Origin of the sequence: Tissierella sp. (genome assembly GCF_052089545.1) — a bacterium.
GTDB lineage: Bacteria > Bacillota > Clostridia > Tissierellales > Tissierellaceae > Tissierella_A.
Map to the genome: position 1 here is coordinate 1 of NZ_JBQDAA010000277.1, position 2,555 is coordinate 2,555.

A 2,555-nucleotide genomic window follows, 5' to 3' on the forward strand; every position below is an offset into this window, starting at 1 on the left:
AAAAGAGATAGAGAAAAAATCTAAATGGTATCATATATTTAGAAGAAAAAAATAAATCAAGAGGTATGAGCCGATAAATGAAAAAAATTAGTTGAATCTAGGGTATAATATCGAATAAGGGAGTTGTTAAAAATAAATATAATTATTTAATAGCAACTTTAAAAAATGACTATGATAGTAAACTTAATCAAACGGGTATGATAACTTAGGCCTTAGTTGTAGTAATAAAGTTAGTTAACGAAAGAAAAAACATCTTTATGCACAATAATAAGTAGTATTTAATACATTTTGTTTGTCAGAAAAAAATTAGATAACTGGACAATCTATGACAAAAGATTGTAAAAAGGGAGATTAAGCTAAAAAAACTAAAAGAGTGTTTAGGAATGGAAGAAGATATGTATTCAATATTCTACGATTTAGAAAGAAGAGTTTTAAAGGTTGCAAAGTAAGAAATAAATATGGATATTTATTAAAAGCTGTAGAAAATGATTATGGAACTGCTGTTCCACAGCTAAGATTAGGTTATCGCATAGGGGGCTCTAATTGATAGAATAGAACTAACTTAGAACAAAATATTAATGTACTAAGTTCTGCATTTTGGTCAATTTGATATTTTATCTCCAAGAATTTTATTCAATAGCATATAATCGTTTTTATCAAATAATACCGTGACCTTATCTAATCTTTTGGAATTGGGATATAAATGTAAAGTTTGAGTATATTTTATATCAAAAGGTGTAACAGTTCGATAAATAAAATCTATTATCCGTAGACAATCAAGATTAACACCATTCTCAAGATTGTTTTTAATATCAATGGCAACTAAACCTTCTATTTCTTCAAATGTTAAACCTAAGTAAATATTATTAACTCTACAGAATCCTTGTAACATATTTTTATAATAATTATCATATTTTTGTTCCACTGTTACCACCCCATGTCTTTTTATGTTATATTATACCATAGAAATAAAATACACAAAGGGGTGTTGATTTTGAAGAGATTATTATCAGTTATTTCTGTAGCTTTAGTTCTTTTGGTTATGACTGTTCCTGTTTCAGCGGTTGATGGGGAAAGTAAAACCTTTGAAGATGAGTTAAAGCAATTGGAACAAATAGGTACAATTAAGTATGAGGATGACGAGATTACTGTTTGGGACTTAGGGAATGATGAAGAAATTTCGGACTCTATTTTAAATCATCCAGACAGTGTCGTGAGCAATGTGGACTCAGAAATTACACCATTTTCTTCTGCCACGGGGCCAGGAGGATATGCTAGTATCTATGCAGGAGATTCTGGTAGGATTGTATACTGGACTGTTAGGCCTGCAACGGCATGGCCTTACCATTTTGAAGGGCTTGTAAAGCTTAGGTACCATTCTGGATTCAGAAGGGATGCAGTAATAGGGGGAATGGGAGCCTTAGGTTCTACCCTTAATGGTGCAGTAACAATGAATAAAAATAATGGAGGAGTTGCTTATCTTACAGGAACCGCATATTCTTTAAATTTTAAAAAATATAGGGTACTTCCCGGAGTGCAAACTTCCTTTAGAGCAAACTAAAAATCAAAAGAGATGACTCAGGTTCTGCAGAACCTGAGTCATCTCTGAAATAATTAAAAAATGACTGGAAATTAAAAAAAATAATTAAACAGCCAATTTAAAAACAAAGTAAATATACTAGCTAATACAGCAATAGGAAAAGCATTAGCTGCCTTATCTTTAAACTCTGTATGCTGGATATTATTCTTTAGTTTATTTACGGTTGAATCCATTTCACTAAATATCCTGTTTATAGATTTTTTTAAATTAGAGTTCAAGTTCCCTACCCCTTGATTTAGTTGGTCTAACTCTTTCTCTGTGTTTCTCCTTGTTTCCTTGCTCAAGCTCTTTAGCTCTTGATTTAGAAGGTCTATCCCTTTCTGCGTGTTCATTACGATTTCTCTGTTCAAGCTCTCTAACCTTTCTCTGCTTCTCTTTTCTTGCTCTTGCATCAGGTTTAGATATCTCTGAAAACTCTCTTGCATTTGGTTAACAGTTTTTTTTATCCATTTGCTATTAGAATAGTTTTTTGAATAAAAATGTTTAGTATCTGTGCCGTTTTTTAAAATAGAATTCTTGTTTTTATCGAATGTGAATAATTGAATGACCTTATCGTGTAAAAATACAATAGTTTCACAGGAATTGCCTGAGTTTGTCTTAATAGCAATTGAGTAAAACTCATAGATATAAAGTGAGATGTAAATCTTTTGATGTTTTGATGTTGAGATACAATAGAAATTAAGTTACTTTTAATTATAATAAAATATAAAGGGTGGTCTAATTTATGTCCCTAACAATAACTACAATTGTGGCATACCTGACATTAGCGAGTTTGGTATTTACCATATCTGATGTGAAAAAAGTTAAAGAAGAAAATAAGAAACTCAAAGAAGAGATAAAATTAATAAAGAAACACATATCAAAATAATAATTAATATGATTCTGAGTTTGTCTTAATCTAAATTATGACAAATTCAGAAAAATAGCTATAAAGATTGATACAACTAGGATAGAG

General features: G+C 30.2%; 4 protein-coding genes. 2 read left to right on the top strand and 2 right to left on the bottom strand.

Features of this window, described 5'->3' with window-relative positions:
• Positions 1 to 601: 601 nt before the first annotated feature.
• Positions 602 to 925, bottom strand: a complete 324-nt coding sequence (locus ACTHW2_RS12885; RefSeq protein WP_442264292.1) for a hypothetical protein — start codon at positions 923 to 925, stop codon at positions 602 to 604.
• A gap of 69 nt (positions 926 to 994) precedes the next feature.
• Between ACTHW2_RS12885 and ACTHW2_RS12890 the strand changes: the two genes are divergently transcribed.
• Entirely contained in the window at positions 995 to 1,561 is a 567-nt protein-coding gene (locus ACTHW2_RS12890; RefSeq protein WP_442264293.1) for a hypothetical protein, read from the top strand.
• A gap of 71 nt (positions 1,562 to 1,632) precedes the next feature.
• Here ACTHW2_RS12890 and ACTHW2_RS12895 read toward each other — a convergent pair whose 3' ends face one another.
• Positions 1,633 to 1,932 (bottom strand): hypothetical protein, encoded by a 300-nt coding sequence (locus tag ACTHW2_RS12895; RefSeq protein WP_442264294.1) that lies wholly within the window; start codon positions 1,930 to 1,932, stop codon positions 1,633 to 1,635.
• Between the two features lie 392 nt (positions 1,933 to 2,324).
• Between ACTHW2_RS12895 and ACTHW2_RS12900 the strand changes: the two genes are divergently transcribed.
• Positions 2,325 to 2,468: a hypothetical protein gene (locus ACTHW2_RS12900; protein WP_442264295.1), complete on the top strand. Its 144-nt coding sequence runs from the start codon at positions 2,325 to 2,327 to the stop codon at positions 2,466 to 2,468.
• The last annotated feature ends 87 nt before the right edge of the window (positions 2,469 to 2,555 follow it).